The sequence below is a fragment of the Streptomyces sp. BE20 genome (genome assembly GCF_036322525.1).
In the GTDB taxonomy this organism is placed as follows: Bacteria; Actinomycetota; Actinomycetes; order Streptomycetales; family Streptomycetaceae; genus Kitasatospora.
Genome location: NZ_JAQYWW010000818.1, coordinates 1 through 18,068 on the forward strand (window position 1 = coordinate 1; position 18,068 = coordinate 18,068).

At 73.5% G+C, this 18,068-nt stretch carries 13 protein-coding genes and 2 pseudogenes; 9 read left to right on the forward strand and 6 right to left on the reverse strand.

Annotation, left to right across the window (positions count from 1 at the left end):
* The first annotated feature begins 385 nt into the window (after nucleotides 1–385).
* The 6 genes from PUR61_RS17285 (at nucleotide 386) to PUR61_RS17310 (ending at nucleotide 8,740) form a co-directional block, all read left to right on the forward strand.
* Entirely contained in the window at nucleotides 386–775 is a 390-nt protein-coding gene (locus tag PUR61_RS17285) for an ATP-binding protein (protein WP_329879748.1), read from the forward strand.
* Between the two features lie 316 nt (nucleotides 776–1,091).
* A complete protein-coding gene (locus PUR61_RS17290) occupies nucleotides 1,092–4,787 on the forward strand; it encodes a BTAD domain-containing putative transcriptional regulator (RefSeq protein ID WP_329879749.1) in 3,696 nt (1,231 codons plus the stop codon).
* Between the two features lie 437 nt (nucleotides 4,788–5,224).
* Entirely contained in the window at nucleotides 5,225–5,851 is a 627-nt protein-coding gene (locus tag PUR61_RS17295; RefSeq protein ID WP_329879750.1) for a pyridoxamine 5'-phosphate oxidase family protein, read from the forward strand.
* 89 nt (nucleotides 5,852–5,940) lie between these two features.
* Nucleotides 5,941–7,269: an MFS transporter gene (locus PUR61_RS17300; protein WP_329879751.1), complete on the forward strand. Its 1,329-nt coding sequence runs from the start codon at nucleotides 5,941–5,943 to the stop codon at nucleotides 7,267–7,269.
* Nucleotides 7,270–7,415: 146 nt separating this feature from the next.
* Entirely contained in the window at nucleotides 7,416–8,036 is a 621-nt protein-coding gene (locus PUR61_RS17305) for a SigE family RNA polymerase sigma factor (RefSeq protein ID WP_329879752.1), read from the forward strand.
* Nucleotides 8,033–8,740: a hypothetical protein gene (locus tag PUR61_RS17310; RefSeq protein WP_329879753.1), complete on the forward strand. Its 708-nt coding sequence runs from the start codon at nucleotides 8,033–8,035 to the stop codon at nucleotides 8,738–8,740. The genes PUR61_RS17305 and PUR61_RS17310 overlap by 4 nt, the downstream gene beginning before the upstream one ends.
* Before the next feature lie 207 nt (nucleotides 8,741–8,947).
* On the opposite strand, the gene PUR61_RS17315 is transcribed toward PUR61_RS17310, so the two are convergent.
* Nucleotides 8,948–9,454, reverse strand: a complete 507-nt coding sequence (locus PUR61_RS17315; protein ID WP_329879754.1) for a DUF6624 domain-containing protein — start codon at nucleotides 9,452–9,454, stop codon at nucleotides 8,948–8,950.
* A gap of 478 nt (nucleotides 9,455–9,932) precedes the next feature.
* On the opposite strand from PUR61_RS17315, the gene PUR61_RS17320 reads away from it, so the two are divergent.
* Nucleotides 9,933–11,447 (forward strand): peptidoglycan DD-metalloendopeptidase family protein, encoded by a 1,515-nt coding sequence (locus PUR61_RS17320; RefSeq protein WP_329879755.1) that lies wholly within the window; start codon nucleotides 9,933–9,935, stop codon nucleotides 11,445–11,447.
* Nucleotides 11,448–11,541: 94 nt separating this feature from the next.
* On the opposite strand, the gene PUR61_RS17325 is transcribed toward PUR61_RS17320, so the two are convergent.
* On the reverse strand, nucleotides 11,542–12,957 hold the full coding sequence (locus tag PUR61_RS17325) for a DUF7507 domain-containing protein (protein ID WP_329879756.1): 1,416 nt from the start codon (nucleotides 12,955–12,957) through the stop codon (nucleotides 11,542–11,544).
* Between the two features lie 794 nt (nucleotides 12,958–13,751).
* A complete protein-coding gene (locus PUR61_RS17330; protein ID WP_329879757.1) occupies nucleotides 13,752–14,126 on the reverse strand; it encodes a Dabb family protein in 375 nt (124 codons plus the stop codon).
* 93 nt (nucleotides 14,127–14,219) lie between these two features.
* Here PUR61_RS17330 and PUR61_RS17335 point away from each other — a divergent pair, with 93 nt between their 5' ends.
* Complete coding sequence (locus PUR61_RS17335; RefSeq protein ID WP_329879758.1) at nucleotides 14,220–14,864, forward strand: TetR/AcrR family transcriptional regulator; 645 nt, start codon at nucleotides 14,220–14,222, stop codon at nucleotides 14,862–14,864.
* Nucleotides 14,865–15,029: 165 nt separating this feature from the next.
* Here the strand turns inward: PUR61_RS17335 and PUR61_RS17340 are convergent, their stop codons facing one another.
* From PUR61_RS17340 to PUR61_RS17350, 3 genes and pseudogenes are all read right to left on the reverse strand, one after another.
* Nucleotides 15,030–15,785, reverse strand: coding sequence for a DUF4230 domain-containing protein (locus tag PUR61_RS17340; RefSeq protein WP_329879759.1), 756 nt, complete (start codon nucleotides 15,783–15,785; stop codon nucleotides 15,030–15,032).
* A gap of 393 nt (nucleotides 15,786–16,178) precedes the next feature.
* On the reverse strand, nucleotides 16,179–16,562 hold the full coding sequence (locus PUR61_RS17345) for a hypothetical protein (RefSeq protein ID WP_329879760.1): 384 nt from the start codon (nucleotides 16,560–16,562) through the stop codon (nucleotides 16,179–16,181).
* Nucleotides 16,563–16,797: 235 nt separating this feature from the next.
* A pseudogene (locus tag PUR61_RS17350) lies at nucleotides 16,798–16,932 on the reverse strand (TetR family transcriptional regulator); the annotation flags it as partial.
* On the opposite strand from PUR61_RS17350, the pseudogene PUR61_RS17355 reads away from it, so the two are divergent.
* Nucleotides 16,921–18,030, forward strand: a pseudogene (locus PUR61_RS17355) (amidase family protein); the annotation flags it as partial. The pseudogenes PUR61_RS17350 and PUR61_RS17355 overlap by 12 nt on opposite strands.
* Nucleotides 18,031–18,068 lie beyond the last annotated feature (38 nt).

Below are 18,068 nucleotides of genomic sequence, written 5' to 3' on the forward strand. Positions count from 1 at the left end.
CTGGCTGGTCGGGTTCGTCGCCCGTGGCACGCACTCCTCCGGCCGCCGTCACCGCTGGTACCGCTGGTGACCGGTAGGAACATCCGCATCCAGGGAGGGGGTGGGACCCGACGCGCGAGCGTCGGGTCCCACCCCCTCCCTGGATGTGACCCGTGCGTCGCCGGCCGGACGACCGGACGGCGGGGCGGGGCACTCCCTGCGCCCTGAAGAAGCGCGACCTCCACGACCCTTCCCGCCGGCCCGACCCCACCGCTCGGCGGCCCGCAGCCCGGGGAGAGAAGGGTTCGGTCCGCAGGTTCGCCGCGGAGGGGTTGGTGCTGCGATACCGGGGAACAAGGGCCGAGTAGGCCGGAGCGGGGCTGTCGCCCCAGGAAGAGGTGACCTGATGGACCTGATGTGCGTCGAGGTCCAAGCCCTCCACTCCGCCTCGTCCGTCGCCGGTGCGCGCGAGCGCGCGCGCAGATTCCTCGGGAGCCTCGTGCCGGTGCCCGCTCCCGGGGCTGCGGAGAGCGTGGTCCTCGTCGTCTCGGAGCTCGTCACCAACGCCCTGCGCCACGGCGGCGGCACGTTCACCCTGGAACTGACCGCCTACACGGACAGCGTCGAAGTGGCCGTGCACGATCACAGCCCGCAGGCCCCGCGCATGCGCACCCCCGACCTCGACGACGGCACCGGCGGATTCGGCTGGCCCATGGTCAACCGCCTCGCCCGAACCACCGCCGTCACCCACCGGGACGCCGGTGGCAAGACCGTCAGCGCCCTGCTCACCCGTTGACGGCCCCGGGCCCGCCGCCCGTTCCGGGGCCGCTGCGCCGGTGGCGACGCGCGATGTCGCCCCGCCGCCTGGCCGGCGATTCCGCAGGCCCCCGGAACGGGCGGCGGGCAGCACGGGCGCATCCAGAACCTGTTGGTGTTCACCGAGCGCCGTCCGAACCCGTGATCCCGGCGGGATCGTGGCGGACGTCCCTTGTCCGGGGCAATGGTCTGGTCCAGACTGATCATGGCCGAGGTCTCCCGCGGTAGCGGCGCGCGGCCTTCGCCTGCCGCCGTCCGGGGGACGGTGGTGTGTGGCCGGCGGGTGAGGGGATGTCATGTCGGAGAGGGTGGCGGCCACCGGGCCGGCCCTGGACGGTCCGTCGGGCGGGCCGGGTCCGTACGGTCCGCGGCTCCGCTCGTTCCGCAGACGCGCCGGGCTCAGCCAGGAGGACGCCGCTTCGAGGGCCGGGATCAGTACGCGGGCACTGCGTGACATCGAACACGGCCGGGTCCAGCGGCCGCAGGCGCGTACCCTCCAGCGGTTGGCGGAGGTGCTGGGGCTGACCGACCGCGAGCTGGACGGGCTGTCTGCCGCCGCCGGTGACGCCGCGCCGCGCGGAGCCCTCCGGCCGCGCCTGCTGATCCTCGGCCCGCTCGACCTCCGGCGCGGCCGGGTCACCGTCCCGGTCACCAGCCCGATGCTGCGCCGGCTGCTCGGACTGCTCGCCCTCAAACACCCCGAGCCGGCCACCCAGCAGGAGATCACCGACACGCTCTGGCCGTCCGGGCCGCCCGGGTCCCGGCAGAGCCTGGTGCACACCTACGTCAGCCAGGTGCGCCACCTCCTGGAACCGGACGGCCACCGCGCCGTACCGCGGCCCGCCGTCGTCCGCACGCCGACCGGCTACCGGCTGGAGGACTCCCGGAGCCGGATCGACCTCGGCGCGTTCGACGAGCTGGTCGACCGGGCGCAGCGCGTCCACCGCGGGCCGGAGCGGGAGGCCGGGTACGAGCTGCTGGCACAGGCGCTGCGGTGCTGGCGCGGCCCGGTCCTCGCGGACGCGGACCTGGTGCTGCGCCAGCACCCGGCCGCGGTCGCGGCCAATGAACGGCGGGTGGCGGCGGCGCTGTCGCACGCGGACACCGCGATGTTGCTGGGGCGCGCGGGGGAGGCCGTCCCGGTGCTGGGGGATCTGGTGCACGCCGAGCCGTTGCACGAGGGCCTGCACGCCCGGCTGATCCTCGCCCTGGCCGGCAGCGGGGAGCAGGCCGCCGCGCTCCGGGTGTTCGACCGCCTGCGGGCCCGGTTGGACGAGGAATTGGGGGTCGGGCCCGGCGCGGAGGTCCGTGACGCCCATCTGCGGGTGCTGCGCCGCCAACTGCCGCCCGACCACCGGCACCCCGGGCTCCCTGGCCCCCCTCCCCGCCCCGAGCGCCCCGAGGGTGTCGAGGGTGTCGAGCTCCCCGGGCAGCTCGGGGTACCCGGGGACGCCGTCGTGGCCGGCCTCCGGACACCGCCGGTCCCGCACCCCGCACCCGCCCAACTGCCCGCCAGAACCGGGCCCCACATCGGGCGGCAGCGGCAGATCCTGGACCTGGACGCCCTCGTCGACCCCGACCCGGCCCGCCGTCCCCAGATGGTGGCCGTGGTCGGCGCGCCCGGCGTCGGCAAGTCCGCCCTCGCCATCCACTGGGCGCACACCCGGCGCGAGCACTTCCCGGACGGCCAGCTCTACGTGGACCTGCGCGGACGCTCCCGGCTCCCGACGCTGCGGCCGGGCGACGTCCTCGCACAGTTCCTCCGGGCCCTCGGTACCCCGCCGCACCGGCTGCCCCCGGACGAGGACGAGGCCGCGGCGCTGTACCGCACCCTGCTCGCCGACCGGCGGATGCTGGTCCTGCTGGACGACGCGCGCGACGCCGAGCAGGTCAGGCCGCTGATCCCGGGTGCCCAGGGCAGCGCGGTGGTGATCACCAGCCGCAGCCGGCTCGCCGGGCTGGTCGCGAGCGACGGTGCCCGCCGGCTCGCCCTGGACGTGCTCGACCCCGAGGAGGGCCGTCGGCTGCTCGGCGGCACCATCGGCGACTGCAACGTCGCGGCCGAGGAGGAGGCCGCCCGCGAGCTGGTGCGGGTCTGCGGCGGCCTGCCGCTGGCCATCCGGATCGCGGGCGCCAACCTGGTGGCCCGCAACGCCACGATCGCCGACCAGTACGCCGAGTTGGCGGGCGACGACATGCTCAGCCGGCTCCACGTCGAAGGCGACCGGAGCTCGGCCGTACGAGCCGCCTTCGACCTCTCCTACAGCGCCCTCCCGGCGCCGGTCCGGCGGATGTTCCGGCTGCTCAGCCTGATGCCGGGACCGGACCTCACCGTGGACGGCGCCGCCGCGCTGGCGGACGCCGCCCCGGCCGAATCGGCCGGACTGCTGGTCGCCCTGGCCGACGCCCACCTGGTGCAGGAACGGGCGGCCGGCCGTTTCGGGCTGCACGACCTGCTGCGCTCCTACGCCCGCGAGCTGGTCGGCAAGGAGGAGGCACACACCGCCCGCCAGCGGCTGTTCGACTGGTACCTCGACCACACCGACGCCGCGGCCCGGCTGCTCTACCCCGCCGAGCCGGCCGAGGGCCCGTCCGCCCCCACGGCCTTCCCGGCGGCGCCGCCGACCCCGGTCACCCCGTCCGTGCCCGCCCTCGCCCCGGTCCCCGGGTCCGGACCCGTCGCCGCCCCGGCCATCTCGGACCACGGTCAGGCCGCGCACTGGCTGGACAGCGAGCGGGAGAACCTGGCCGGCGCCGTCCTGGAGGCGTCCGGCGCGGGATTCACCGCCGTCGCCTGGCGGTTGGCCGAGAGCCTCCACGGCTACCTCTCGGCGGGGATGTACACGGGCGACTGCCTCAAGGTCGCCACCGCCAGCCTGTTCGCCGCCGTCGCCGACGGTGAGGTCCGGGCCCAGGCCGCCGCCCAGCTGCGGCGCGCCGAGTGCCACGGGGTGCTCGCCGACAACGAGCGGGCGATGGAACTGGTCGGCCGGGCACTGGAACTCGCCCGGCAGTCCGGTTGGCTCGACGGCGAGGCGCTCGCCCTGCGCCGCATCGGAGCCGCCCACCACGACAACGGCGCCGTCCTGGCGGCGTACGAGCACCTCGTGCAGGCCCGTGCGCTCGGCGGGCGCGACAGCGGACCCGGGGTCGCCGAAGAGCTCGCCGATCTCGGGCAGGTCTGCTGGAAGCTCGGCCGGCTCGACGAGGCCGCCGGGCACTTCGCGCACGCCGCCCGGCTGCTCCGGGCGTCCGGATCGGTCGGCGAGGAGGCGGTCGCCCGGACGGCCCTGGCCGTCGTCCACCGCGCACTGGGGCGTCCGGGCGAGGCGGTCCGGGTGCTCGGCGAGACCCTTCCGGTCCACCTGAAGCACGGTCACAGGCACGGTGAGAGCGCGGCGCTGAGCTGCCTCGCGGGCGCCTACACCGATCTGGGCGACCACTCCACCGGACGGCTGCTGGCCCACACCGCGCTCGCCGCCGCCCAGGCCCTGGCTGACCGGGGGCCGGAGGCCGACGCCCTCCTCGCACTGGCCTGCGTGCAGGAGCGCGCCCGCGACTTCGCCGACGCGGTCGGCAGCTACCGGGAGTCGCTCCGCCTCGCCCGGGCCGCGGACGACGGCTTCCGGCAGACCGCCGCCCTCGTCGGGCTCGCCACGGCCCAGGCGTACCTGGAACCGGAGGCCGCCCTGGAGACTGCGGAACGCGCCGTCGCGCTCGGCCGTGCCTGCGGGTTCCGGGTGCTCCAGGGCAGCGCGCTCACCGTCCTGGCGTGCTTACGGGTGCGGCTCGGAGAGCCGCGGACCGCCCTGGAACACGGCCACGAGGCGCTCGCCCTGCACCGTGCGACCGGGCACCGCCCGGGCGAGGCGCGTGCCCGGCTGGTGCTCGGCCGGGCGCGGTCGGCGCTCGGCGAGCCGGGCGGCGCGGTCGGGCACTGGCGCGAGGCGCTGAGGCTCTCCCGGGCGATGGGCGCGGCCCGGATCCGCTGAGTACAGGGAGGACGGATCCGCCGGGCGTGGGGCGGCTGTTGTCGGTGGCCCGGCGGCAGGAGGACCGGTTGCGGCAGTTCCCGTAGTTCTGCCGGTGGGGCCGGTCCTGACCGCTGCCGTCCGGCAGAACCGCAGGTCGGCGAGGGTGCGGCCGTTCTGTTCCGGGCGGTCCGCAGAGCCCGCGGTCCTCTGGCCGGGATGCAGGTGCCTGACCAGGCGGGCTCCATACGGTGGTCGCACCGCAGGGCCGTTCCCGCGCCGTCGGACGATTTCCGCCCCCGATCGCCCGGCCGACCTGCCCCGACCGCCGACCCACGAGGTGACACCTTGCCGCAGCCCCCAGCACCCCGCCCCGCAGCCCGGCGCGGCTCCCGGACCGCCGCCCCGACCGGTACCTCGACCGGCCCGCGGACCGAATCCCGCGCGGGGAGCGTCGGATGAGCCGCTTCGACCGCCTCGCGTACACCGCCCCGGTGCGCCGGGTACAGCAGCAGATGGGCAGCGCCACGGCGGCCGACCGCCGGCTGCGGGACCCGGCCGAGCAGCCGGAGCCGCTCACCGGGTCCGAGGCCGACTTCATCCGTGGCCTCGACGGCTTCCTGTTCGCCAGCGTGGGCGAGACCGGCTGGCCGTACATCCAGTTCCGGGGCGGCCCGCCCGGATTCGTCCACGTCCTGGACGCGTTCACGCTCGGTTACCTGGACGTCCGGGGCAACCGGCAGTACATCACCACCGGCAACCTGCGCGGCGACGACCGGGTGGCGCTCTTCTTCATCGACCACGCCCGGCAGACCCGCCTCAAGCTGTTCGGCCGTGCGAGTGCCGTCCTGCCCGGTGAGGACCCCGTGCTCGCCGAGCGCCTGGACTCGCCGCGCACCGAGGGCACGGTCGAGCAGCTGGTCACCATCCGGGTCGAGGCCACCGCCTGGAACTGCCCCAACCACATCACCCCCCGCTTCAGCGATCGCGAGCTCGCCGGTGCCCTGGCCCCGGTCCGCGACCGCCTGGCGCGGCTGGAGCAGGAGAACGCCGCCCTGCGTGCGGAGCTCGCCGCCCGCGCCTGACCGCACAGACCCGTCCCGCCCGGCGCGGACCCGCGGCCCCACACCGCCCGACCCACACCGCCCGACCCACGACCTGAGGTTGAACAGCCATGGCAGACCGCACCACCGATTACCCAGCGGCGGCGACATCCGTACAGATCCAGGACCACCTCTCCGGCGCACCGTCCGCCGGCGCACCGGAGGACGGAAGGCCCGGGTCCGTGGCCCGGCCGTCCGGGGAACCGGCGATCTGGTCCCGCAACTTCCGCTACTACTTCACCGCCCGCAGCGCCGGTCTGCTCAGCTGGGCCATGCTGCCGGTCGCGATCTCGGCCGGTCTGCTCAGCGGAGGGTACGGCCTGGACACCGCGGGGTACGCGATGGCCTTCCTGGTGGGCCCCTTCGCCGGCCTGGTGCTGTTCGGCGGGGTGCTCGCCGACCGGTTCACCGCCCGCCGGCTGATGATCGCCGCCGACCTGGCCAACCTCGTCGCCCACGTGCTGCTCGCCCTGCTGTTCCTCCACGGCATCGACCACCTCTGGCAGCTGTACACCCTCCTGGTGGCGGCCGGCACCGCCAACGCGATGTTCCAGCCGGGTTCCGCCTCGACCGTCCCCCTGGTGGCCCGTGACGTGCAGGGCGCGAACGGGATTCTGCGCACCTCCGAGGCGCTCACCGGGCTCGGCGGCCCGGCGCTGGCCGGTGTCCTGGTGGGTTTCGGGGCCACCGGCTGGGTGATGGCGCTCTCCGCCGTCGCCTACGGCACGAGCGCGGTGTGCCTGGCGGCCCTGCGGCTCGGCGCGGTGCCCGCCCCGCCGTCCGGCGGTGGTCTGTGGCACAACCTGGCGGTCGGCTGGCGGGAGTTCCGCGCCCGTACCTGGCTCTGGGGCGTGATCCTGGTCTGGATGGTCTTCGCGGTGCTCTCCTGGGGGCCGCAACTGACGGTGGCCGCCGGTGTCGTCGTGCCCGAGTACGGCGCGTCCGCCTTCGGCCTGCTCAACGCCGCCCTCGGTGCGGGCACCGTGGCGGGCGGCCTGCTGGCGATCCGTTACAAGCCGCGACGCCCACTCGCCGCCGGAGCCGTGGCGATCACGACCTACCCGCTCTATCCGCTCGGCATCGTGCTCGGCTGGCCGGTCTGGGCGCTAGCCGCCGCCCAGGTCGCGGTCGGTGTCGGCATCGGCGTCTGGGGCGTCATGTGGGCCACGAGCGTGCAGACCCAGGTCCCGGGGGAGGTCCTCAACCGCGTCCACGCGTACGAGGTCGCCGGATCCGTCGGCATGTACCCGATCGGCAGCGCCCTGGCGGGCCCGGCCGTGGACGCCTTCGGTACCGACCGGGTCCTCCTGGTGGGCGTCGTCGTCGCCTTCCTCACCGCCGTCGCCCTCCTGCTCACCCGCCCGATCCGCACCCTCGGCCGTGTCCCCGTCCGCAGCTGAGGGCCCCCCGTGCGCCTGTTCGCCCGGAAGGTGAGCCGCAGCCCGTAGTCGCGGACAGTGCCGTGCAACCCTTGCGGCGGCGCGGCGGTGAATAGGGCAGAGCGACGGTCCGATCGGGTCGTCGCGCGGAGGCGAAGAGGATTTGGATGACCGCGAGCGTATTGCACATCCCGGTGGAGGACGGGCCGAGGCCCGTGACGGCACCGGCTACTGCGGGCGGCCCCGGCCCGCGTGAGCTCGACTTCGAGGGGTTCGCCGCCACGCGCTGGCGACGGCTGGTGCGCACGGCCTACCTGCTCACGGGCGACTACCACGAGGCCGAGGACGTGGTGCAGGCGACCTTCGCGAAGGTCTTCAGGAACTGGTCCCGGATCAGCCGTCTGGAGGAGCCGGACGCCTACATCCACCGGGCGCTGGTGAACAACAACCTGAGCCGCCACCGGCGGCGTCGCGTCAGGCAGCTGCTCGTGCCCGTCCTTCCCGACCGGGCGTCCACCGCGGGCGGTGGGCACGGCGGCGTCGAGGAGCGCTCGGTGCTGCTCCAGGCGCTGGCGGAGCTGCCGCCGCGCCAGCGGGCCGTGGTCGTCCTGCGCTACTGGGAGGACATGAGCGAGGGCCAGGTCGCCGAGGTGCTCGACTGCTCGCCGGGCAACGTGAAGAGCCAGGCCAGTCGGGGCCTGGCGAAACTGCGCGGCCACCCGGCGCTGGTCTCGTACGCGGTGGGTACCGGTTCAACGATCGACGGCACGGACGGGGGCAACAAGTGAGGGACACCGAGGACATGGTGCGCGGCGCTCTGCGGGACGAGGCGGCCCGCGTCGCGGTGGCGGACTGGTCGGCCGGGCCCGTGCGGGCTCACGTGCGCCGACAGCGGCGCGGGCGCCGGGTGGCGATGGGCGCGTCGGCGGCGGTGGCCGCGCTCGCGGTGGTGGCCGGCACGGGGGCGGTACTGTCCGAGCGGCACGACTCCCGGGCCGTCGCGCCGGCCTCGCAGGCTCCGCAGGTGCCGGAGGGGCCGGCTCCCGAGGCCGTGGTGGTGGAGCCCGGCACGCAGCTGCCGCTGGGCCGCCAGGACTGGTGGATGCAGCTGAAGGACCAGGAGATCTGCGTCCACGACGCTCCCGCCTACGGCAGCGGTCCGGGCTGCAGCGGGTACTCCTGGGCGGCGGGCGCCACCGAGATCACCATGCAGTACTACGGGAACCCGCCGCAGTACCGCGAGGGCCTGTACAACCTCGTCTACCACGGGCCCGGGCAGGTGGCCCGGATGACCATGGAGGTGGAGGGCCGGGCGTACTGGGCCACCGTCGCGTCCCTCCCCGGCGACCCGGGCTACGCCACCGGCTATGTCTGGGGCCCCAGTAGCAAGAGCCCCGACGCCCCGAAGACGACGCACCCGCTCGACGGCATCCGACTCGCCGCCTACGACGCCCAGGGGAGGGTACTGGCGAGCAGGACGCTGTCCTCCTGACTCGGACCGGTTCGGACCGACGCGGAGTGGCCTCGCGGCCCCGGTGCCGGCCGCTCGCCGGTGGGGTGGCGGCGGGGGCCGCGTCGGAGCGGTGGGAGAGGTCGCGGCCCGCGGGCGGGGAACGGGGGCCCATCCGGTCGTTCGCCGCCGGGGACCTGTCCGGCGGATCGGGCCGAGGCGTGATCCGCCGGGCGGGGCCGGGGCGAGTCAGGACACCGAGAACTGGGCGACGTACTCGCCGAACGGTGGGATGCCTGCCTCGGCCCGCCTGTCGTCCATGCGCTCGGGGTCCTCGCAGGGCCACGGGATCGGCGAGCCGTCCTGGATCCCGGCGATCTGCGTGCCGTAGATCTGCTTGCGTCCTTCGTTCACGAGGGTGCGATCGCGCAGGAAGGCCAGGTCCCGTGGGCTTGCCGAGCCCGCTGCCACCGCCTGTTCCATCAGCCGGAGCGCCTGGCGCTGTACGTCGAGCTGCCGGTCGGCGTGCTGGGCGATCAGCCACGCTGCCCGCGCCGCATCCTCGCCGACCAGGTCCGCGGTGGGCCAGCCGTACGCGTCCATGAGCTCGTGGAGACGGTCTGCGTGCCGGGCGGTCAGGCGACGCCACGCCAGTTGTTCCGCGTAGTCGTCGCTGTTCGCCTGGACGGTGGCCCGGTGGTCCGCCGCAGCCATGTCCGCGAGCTCCGCCGCGACCGCGGCGACTTCGGGTGTCATTCCTGCTCCAAGAATCCCGAGGGGGTGAGTCATGCCCGTCGTCGGCAACCCTAAGCGCGCAAATCACCACAAAAGATCGTTCTGGCGCAGGGTGACAAGCACGTCCGGGTATCGGGATACTTGATCTACTCGCGGAGCCGGAGCCGGATCGAAGCCGGGGTGGCCGGCCCCGGGTGACGTGGGCGCCAGTTGTCTCACGTCGCCGTGGCCGGCCCTCACGGCCTTCCGACTCCTTTCCCCCGGTATGTGCGGCTTGTCGTTGTGGTGGCCGGGTGCCCCGAGTCCCGCACACGGCGGCCCGCGCGCTCCGGATCAGCGGTCCGGTGTCCGCCTGATCGGCGCGCGGTGCCGCCGTCCTGGTTGCTTCCTCCCGGTTCCTGGGGAGGAGACGACCGGCGACCGACACCTTGCACCCCGGCCACTGCGCCGGTGGGAATCCGTAGGTCGACGCGTCAACACTTCGGAGAAGGTGGGTTCTTTGCACCACAGGCGAAGAGCACTGACCAACCTGCGATCCTTCCTCGTGGCGCTGAGCCTCGTGCTCGGTGGCGTCCTGGGAGTCGGGGTGCATCCGGCCCGGGCGGCGGCCGGCAACATCCTGCCGCCCTTCGACGTCGGGGAGACCTGGAACATCTGCCGTGGCTACGGCTACGCCTCCCATACGGGGACCTCGACTTTCGGGCTCGACCTCACGGGCGCCGGGTGCGACAACTCGGCGACCGGCCGCACCGTCCGGGCGCCGATGGACGGCACGGTCTCCTATTTCCAGGCCGCCTACGGCAACCTGTGCGTCAACGCGGCGGGTGGGCGTAGCTTCACCCTGACCCACATCAACAGTTCGCTCACTCCGGGCACCACGGTGAGCGCGGGCCAGTCCGTCGGCAGCGTGTCCGCGGCCGCGCCCCCCGGCGTCCCGCCCGACAACGGGGGCGTCGCGCACATCCACTTTCAGCTGTGGGGAGCTCCCAACTGCTACAACGGTTCGGGCATCCCGTTCGACGCCGCTCACAACGCCCGCATCTGCGGTGCACCCGATCTGACGGCCGGCGGGCCGAGCGCCAGCAATGGAACGTGGAGCGGGACGCCGATCACGGGCGCGGCCTGTGATTCGACACCACCGCAGAACCCGGGGCAGCCACCCCAGTTCATCGTTCAGCGCCAAGGTGCGAACGTCTATGCCAAGGCCGGGTTCGCCGAGGCGTGGAGCCACCTCGCCGGGAACACCGTCGACGTCCAGGTCGCGGAGACGAGGATCGTCACCCGCGACCCGGCGCACACGATCTACGCCAAGGAGGGGATCGGCGGAAGCTGGTTCACCCTGGCCGACAACGTCGACGAGTACGCGGTCTCCGCGAACCTGGTGGTCATCCGCCAGGGGACGAAGGTGTCCGCCAAGGCGGACCTCTGGGGCCCCTGGGTGCAGATCGCCAATGACGCGATCGACGTCCAGGTCGCGGGGACCCGCATCGGGCACCGCGACACGGCGCACGAGCTCTACCTGAACGACGGGCTCTACGGGTCGTGGTACCACGTGGCGTCGAACGTTGACGAGTTCAGGCTCGCGCCGGGCCTGGTCGTCCAGCGCCAAGGTGCGAACGTCTATGCCAAGGCCGGGTTCGCCGACGCGTGGAGCCACCTCGCCGACAACGCGATCGACCTCCAGGTCGCGGGCAACCGCATCGGCAACCGCGATGCCGCGCACCGCCTGTACGTCAAGGACGGGATCGGTGGCACGTGGTACGCGGTCGCCGACAACGTCGACGAGTTCGGGCTCACCCCCGACCTCATCGTCCAGCGCCGGGGTGCGGCCCTCTTCGGGAAGTCGACTCCGACGTCGGCCTGGGTGCAGATCGCCAACGACGCGATCGATGTCCAGGTGGCGGGGACGCGCATCGGCCACCGCAACGGCAGCCACGAGTTGTACCTGAACGACGGGCTCTACGGGCCGTGGTACCACGTGGCGTCGAACGTCGACGAGTACGACCTGAGTTGACCTGACACCGCAGGGCACCGGCGATCTGCTCCACGGGCGACGTGGCCGTCCGGGCCCGGACGGCCACGTCGCGCGCGCGGTCGCCGGGCGGCTCTCAGCCGCCCGCCTTCTCGGAGCCGGGCTTCGAGCAGGGCGAGCAGGTGGGGGCGGCCTCGACGCAGACGGTGACGGAGTCGGTGTTGTCGGCGGGGTGGAGGTCGGTCTCGGTCGCGTGCGCCCTGGCCGTGTTGGTGACCGGGCCCGTGGCGGTGGCCTTCGCCCGGAGGACGAGGGTGGCGGAGGCGTCGACGGGCAGCGTCCCGACGCTCCACAGGCCGGTGTCGGGGCTGTAGGCGCCGGTGTCGGCGGTGGCGGAGACGAAGACCAGGCCGGCCGGGAGGCTGTCGGCGACGGTCACGTGGGTGGCGGTGTCGGGCCCGGCGTTGCGGACGGTGACGCGGTAGGTGACGGTCTGGCCGACGGTGACGGTGGTGGCGTCGGCGGACTTGACGACGCTCAGGTCGGCGGCCGGCAGGACCTGGGTGTCGGTCTGGTTGGAGGTGGCGGTGAGGGCCTGGGGGGTGGGGCCGAGGCGGTTCTCGTAGGCGGCGGTGGCGGTGTTGGTGACGTGCCCGCCGGCGCCGGCCTCGTCGATGGTGACCCGGTACTCCACCGTCGTGCCGTTCGGGAGGGCATCGGTGTTGGGCAGGCTGCCGCCCCGGTCGGCGGTGGCGCTGTTGCCGAGGTTGAACACCACCCGGTCGCCGGCCGGGTCGAAGTGGGCCTGGTCGTCGCCCTGCCGGTCGGTCTTCGCGCCGGTGTTGGGACCGTTGACGATCCGCAGGGATCCGGGCAGGTAGGTGGTGCCGCTCGGCACGGCGTCGGTCAGGACGAGGGCGTCGGCGTTGCCACCGCCCTCGTTCCTGACGACCACGCGGTAGGTGATGATGTCACCCACTTCGAGGGGCCCGTCGGGGACGGCGTACTTGGTGAGGGTGACGGCCGGGGCGGTGCCGAAGAAGATGCCGTCGAGGAAGTTGCCGACCGACTGGTTGCCGCCGGCGGAGGAGACGGAGCGGAAGGCGAAGCGGGTGGTGGTCTGCCCGGCCGGGACGGTGTAGGTGCTCGTGTAGAAGCCCCAGGCGGTGTTGCCGTCGGTGAACTGTCGCTGCTGGACGGCCGCGCCGGGCCTGCCGATGTCCAGGGCCATGGTGTCCTGGCCCAGCCGCCCGCGGTGGTAGAGCCGCCAGTACAGCGTGGCGCCCGGGGTGGTGGGCAGGTCCTGGTAGAGGGTGGAGACCTGGTTGGCGTTGAGTTCGGCGAACTGGGCACCGTCGGCGGAGGGGACTCCGTTGAAGCCGTCGTGCCAGATCTCGATGAGGTGGTCGGTGGCGGTGGTCAGCCACCCCGGGACGTGGTTCGGGCTGGAGGACTGGGAGGCGTCGGGCAGGATCGCGTTGCCGCTGCCGATGGGGGGCTGCTCGAAGCTGCCGTTCACCAGGGTGATGCGGGACGGGACGGGGGTGGTCATGGTCTTCCCCTTCGTTCGAGGTCGCGTGCTGGAGGTTCGGCCGGCCCGGAGGCCCCGAGGAGCGGACGAGCGGGCGGCCGGCATGCGGGAGCGGTGGCTCCGGTCGAGGCGACAGGGAGCGAAGCCGTCCCTCGACGAGGTCGGTCACGGGGACTGGAGGGGGAGCCGGCGACTTACGGCGCGCGCGGTCTGTCGGGGCCTCGGGAGGTGGCGGTCGCAGGAGGCGCCCGATCCCAGCGTGCGCAATGGTTCCTGTACGCACGAGAGCGTGGAGCGAGGCTCCCGAAGTGCGAAAGGGCGCGATCCGCGAGGATCGCGCCCCAACTCTGCGCGGCCCGCGCGAAGGCAGCGCCGCAGGCCGGGGGCACGCTTCCGCGTGCCCCCGGCCAGGGCGTGGGCTCCGGCCGGGGGTGCCTCACCCGCCGCCGGGTCGAGGCCCGTGGCGCCGGGTGTGGAGCCGCGCACCGGCCAACCCGTAGCGGCCGGACGCGGCCGGCGCCCCGGCGCAGCTGTGGGCGCGGTCGGCGCCCACATGAACGTGGCCGAAGGCGGGGGCGAGCCGGAAGGCCGGGGCCGCTCGCAGCCGCGCGCCAGGCCCTCGGTCGGTCCTGCGGCGGGCTGCCTGTCGAAGCCGCATGAGGTCGGCGGGGAAGGTCACTCGCCGGAAACAGTGCGGTTCGCAGCCGACCGACGTCTACGTGGCCCCGGTTGAGCGCGCCGCTGAAGATCCCGTGCCACCGGCAACTGCCGTCTGTCATCTGCCTTGTTCGTGGTGGTCACTGGTGAGTCAGGTGTCAGGTCAGCAGTGGGGTGAGTTCGGCCGCCCACTGCGGGTGGAGGGCGACCTTCTCCTCGTGCAGGCCGAGGATGTCCCGGGCCAGCGTGGGGGTCATGTCGTCGGACAGGTCGGGCCCGATGGCGATCCTGGACAGGTGCGGCATGATCTGCGGATCCCCGGCCAGGTGGACCGGGTCGTGCATGTAGCGCCGCAGGGCGGGCAGGTCGGCGATGCCCACGCAGTAGGCGTGGGTGAAGCCGTCCGGGTCGCCGAGGTTCTGTCCCACCGTCGAGAACGACACCGACTCTACCGATGCCGTCCGGCGCATCACCGTGAGCACGTGCGCGCGCTCCTCCTCGGTCGCGGTCTCCTTGAACGAGAAACGCAGCATGTGGACGATCATGTCCGCCCCACCCCTTCCGTCAGGACTGAACCAGCCGGTTCACTATTCAGGTCTATCGGGTTCAGTGGCTAGACTGAACCCATGGGTTCAGATGTGTCAACCGGGAACGGGCGCAAGGCTCGTGGGCGGGTCGATCGGCGCCAGGCGATCCTGGACGGGGCGTTCGCGGTGTTCGCCCGCCGCGGGTACGCGCAGACGTGCGTGAAGGAGATCGCGGAGGAGGCGGGCGTCGCCAAGCCGACGGTCTACAACCACCTCGCCGACAAGGAGAGCCTCTACCGCGAGGCCGTCGAGGCCGCCGCCGATCGGGTCGGCGAACAATGCCTCGCCGTCGTCGAGCAGCTGCGCGCGGCCGTGTCCGACGGCGATCCGCGGACCGCGCTCACGGCCGTGGCCCGAGGGCTGCTGCGGGCCTGCCACCAGGAGGACGCGCGCGCCGTACGGCAGTTGGCGTCCGCCGAGGGCGCGCGGTTCCCCGGCCTGGAGGCGAGCGTGCGGGAGCGCACGGCCCTGCGGATCCGCTCCGCGCTGGCCGACCGGCTGGCCCGTCTGACACTCGTCGGCCGGCTGCGCCCGTGCGACCCGGAACTCGCCGCCGAGCACTTCCTCGTCCTGCTCACCGGTCCGATGGAGTACCGCCCCGACGCCGACACGGACACCGTGGCGGACGCGGCCGTGGACGTGTTCCTCAGCGCCTACGTCCAGAACGCCCCCGCGGGGCGGTAGTGCCGCGCGGGGGCGTCCGGACGGCGATGCTCCGGCCGGGAGACGGGGCCAGGGCGACGGCCTCCGGGAACCCCGGTTCGGGGTTCCCGCCGGAGCCGGTCCGGACGGCCGCCTCGACGGCGGACGGCCGGCGCGTCCGGCCCGCCGTGGTGGGGCGGCAGTGGGTCAGGGGGCCGTGGTGACGGTCACGGTGGTGAACCCCGCCGAGCGCAGCAGTCCCTCCAGCATGCTGCGGGTGCTCTGCTCGGCGCGCTGGGCGAGTTCGGTGTCCTTGGCCGCCTGCTCGATCTTCTGGGTGGCCAGCATTTCGACCTGCCGCTGGTTGCCGGGGTTTGAGCTGAAGAAGTCGCCGATCCGGTCGAAGAGACCGCGCTGCTGGAGGTAGACGTAGGAGCGGCCCACGTCCAGGGCGGGCGCGGCGAGCTGGGCGTGCGGCACCACGACGGTGGCGCTCAGACGGTCGCCGGACACGGTCACGGCGCCCTTTTCGAGGGCGGCGAGGTCGACGTAGGCGTCCACCGTGCCGGCCGCCACGTACAGGGTGCGGTGGCCGAGCAGGGCCGAAGGCAGGAAGGCGGCCTCGCGGTCGAGGTCGACGACGAGCTGGAAGTTGCCCTGCGCGCCGGTGAAGTGCTTCATGTCCTGGATGGAGCGCAGCAGCACCGGCTGGCTGCGGTCCACCGTGCGCCGCTCCAGGGGGTTGGGGATCGAGGGGAACAGACCCAGGTGTGCCCCGGCGAGGAAGAACGCGACGATCGCGGCCAGGGTCACCGGCAGGCCGACGTACCAGGGGGTGCGGCGGCGCTCGCGGCGGGGCGGGGTCTTGTCGCCCGGGGAGCGCCGAGGTGTGTCGTCGGGGTTCTGCTCCGGTGCGCCGGCGCTGTCGGACCGGGCCGACCGGCTACGTCTGAGGAGTGCCATCTCGCTCTCTCCGCTCTGTGCGCCCTCGCCGCAGCGTTCTGCCGCGGCGCCATGCGGGTACCCCGAGGCGGCGGGGACACGCCGGTGCGGGCGCCGAAATTCCGGCGAACTGCACTCGGTGCGGGTTGAGTTGATCTGCGGGGGAGCGGGGGTGGGTTCGCATGCGGGCGGACCGCAACGGGCAGACGGCCGCGGCGCGACCGGGGGCTTGCACGAGGGGACGGAGCGGGTGGCGGGGGAGCCGTGCCCAGGACCGAGAAGTCGGTCGAGTTGGTGCCGGCCCGGCCGGGCCGGCACTTCCGCCGCGGTCCGACCTGCCCACTGGGGCGTCGGACGGGCCGCGGCGGTGCGCCGTTCAGGCCCGGCGCCGGGTGTGCGGCCGAGCTGCCGTGGTCAGCAGTAGTTGCTGACGCCTCCGGTCTCGTCACCGTTGAGCAGGCCGCCCCAGATCCACTCGTTGTCGGAGAGCTTGACCCACTTGTCGTGAGCGACCCCGTTGGCGTTGACCCAACCGCCGGTCTTCCAGCAGAGTCCGTACGAAGTGAAGCCCGCGGACACGGGGTAGTTGATGGCGTAGTCCGTGGACGGTCCGTACCTGACGTTCCCGTTGATCCAGGTCGTGACCACGCCGCCCAGCACGCGCGAAATCTGGGTCCGTGGCGCGCCGGCCGGTTCGGAATCCGCGGCGGCGGGGGCCGCCATACCGGCGGCCGTCAGGACCGCCAATCCGACTGCTGTGACGAGCCTGGTGGTGGGCCGTTGGCGATCGATGTGCATCTGTTTCCCTCCGAGCGAAGCCTCGGTCTGTACCCGGCCGGACTCGACCAGGCGTCAATCATCCTGACAAGAGGGGATATTGACGGTCCATGGCGCTTCGGGGATTGGCGCAAAGAGGCGCGAACGTGTACCTGTGATCGGCCTTTCGCCGACGGTGCCGGAACCGCTCAGCACCGCCTTGGCCACGCCTTCGCGGCCGGTCGGCGGCCTGGACCGTCGAGGGTGGTGTGACCCGTCAGGAGTGCCGCTCCCAGAGGTTGTCCAGGTGTGCGTGCAGGACGTCCTGGGCCTCCTGCGCGGTGAGGCGGCCGATGAGGACGTGGACGGTGAGGCCGTCGGCGAGGGGGAGGGGACGGGCCTCGTGCTGCGGGCTCTTCGTGCGGCCGGGGCGATCCCCATCGGGCACAGCAACATGCCCACCTTGATCCTGGCCGGAATGCACACGCGCAGCGAGCTGTTCGGAGACACGTTCAATCCCTGGGATCGTGGCCGGACTCCCGGCGGATCGAGCGGGGGTGACGCGGTGGCCGTCGCCACGGGCATGGCGGCGCTCGGCCTCGGCAACGACTCCGGGGGATCGGTGCGGGTCCCGGCCCAGTTCTGCGGTGTGGCCGGACTGAAGCCGACCACCGGTCGGTTTCCCGCCGACCACCGGATCCTCGGCCCGGACGACCCCGGCCCTGCATCCCAACTGCTCGTCACCGACGGCCCGTTCGCCCGAAGCGTGGGCGATCTCCGGCTGGCGTACGAGGTGTTGGCCGGCACCGATCCACGGGACCCGCGCGCCGTGCCGGTGCCCGCGTACGGCACGCCCCTCCCCGGGCCGGTGAAGGTCGCGGTCGTGGCGGACCCCGGCGGGCACGGCGTCCACCCCACGGTGCGCGCGTCCGTCGCCGCCGCGGCCGACGCGCTGCGGGACGCCGGGTACGACGTGCGCGAGGTGCCGGACGTGCCACGGTTGGACGAGGCGCTCGACGCCTACGGCCGGATTACCGTGACCGAGTTCGCCCCGACCTGGCCGGTGGTGCGCAAGCTGCTCGGCTTCGGCGGTGACCGCTACGTCGGGATGATGATGGAACAGACGCCGACCGCGAGCGCGGAGGAGTTCATGAAGCTCATGGGCGTCTGGATGAACATCCGTCGCTCCTGGGCCGAATTCCTCGACGACCACCCGCTTCTGCTCGGCCCGTCGTTCACCGAACCGCCCGTCGAGCCGGGGATCGAGTCACGCGACCGGGCCGGGCGGGACCGCGTCGGGTCGGGAATGCGCCTGTGCACCGTGACCAGCTTCGTGGGTGTGCCCGGGGTGGCCGTGCCGACCGGGACGGCCGACGGGCTGCCGTCCGGAGTGCAGATCGTCGGGCGCGCGTTTCGCGAGGACCTGTGCCTGGCCGCGGCCGAGGCGATCGAGGACCGGCTCGGAGTTCTCACCCCGGTCGACCCGGTCTGGGCCGGTGGGGCTGGTTGAGCCCCTGGTCCACGCCGGACCCGGGTGCTCGATCCCCG